2 protein-coding genes are annotated in these 880 nt (G+C 54.9%); both read right to left on the bottom strand.

Going from position 1 to position 880, the window contains the following annotated elements:
• A partial coding sequence (locus tag X742_RS1000000175300; RefSeq protein ID WP_156939510.1) for a hypothetical protein occupies positions 1-195 on the bottom strand: 195 nt, incomplete at its 3' end.
• Between the two features lie 105 nt (positions 196-300).
• On the bottom strand, positions 301-880 hold a 580-nt coding region (locus X742_RS1000000171865; protein WP_023775635.1), incomplete at its 5' end, for a DUF1906 domain-containing protein.

Raw genomic sequence — 880 nt, 5'->3', positions numbered from 1 at the left:
CGCGTGGGAATACTTCAGCAGGAGTTCGCCGTGGATAAACGGGGTTCTGTGAGCGTCAGTATAAATGACTGTCGCATCGCGGTTTTCCATGGCAATGACAAACACATGTTTGATGGTGCCGGCGCATACCGGCGTGCTAATGAGCGACCCAGCCACACAAGCACCCAGAATCAGGTTTCTCGATACGGTAGTCATCGTCGCTCCTCGCCGAAAAGATGGTTTGAGATAGCCGGTGCCAAGAAGCTTACACGTGACCCGCTCGGGCCTCTTGGCGGGATGGGGAATGGAAATCCATGCAAGCTAGACCGAAAAGCCACCGTAGTCGGGCACCGCCTCATCAGTATCGTGGTCAAAGGTTAGCCGGGAATCTGCCTTTCCCTGTTTGATATTCCACCCTGAAAACGTCTTTGAGCCCCCCCACCCGGTAGACATGGCCAACCATGCGTACTGAACTCTTCCGTGCCCAACCAACCAAGCACACGCATTCCCAGAACCATAAACCCCAATCGAGTAGGCAGAGCTCTTTGAGCTTATTGCCGAGAATCCGTCGTTAACCCCACGGAAATAGTCGTTGATAGGTCCGGAAATACCTTCACCGTCGCAGTCGAAGTCGACGGCAAAATATATGGGAGTGCCCGCGGGCTGCCCGGCCGACATTGCCTGCCTGTAAGCGGACGTGCCCTCCGCAACGCCTGCGGAATGTGAAAAATGCGACAGATGATCCGAATCGCTCTCCCAGACTGTTACAATTTTCAACCCGGCGCCAGACACAGCTTGCGCCTCCTTTGCTGTTAGCGGAGGCCATTTGGATGAAGCCGACCGATAGTACCTCGCAACAAAGCTTTTTCCCGCAGAAGCGATCTGCGATGCCCGCTTGGAA

Source organism: Mesorhizobium sp. LNHC229A00, assembly GCF_000502415.1.
Classification (GTDB): Bacteria; Pseudomonadota; Alphaproteobacteria; order Rhizobiales; family Rhizobiaceae; genus Mesorhizobium.
This window is presented reverse-complemented; position numbering and strand designations above follow the sequence as displayed.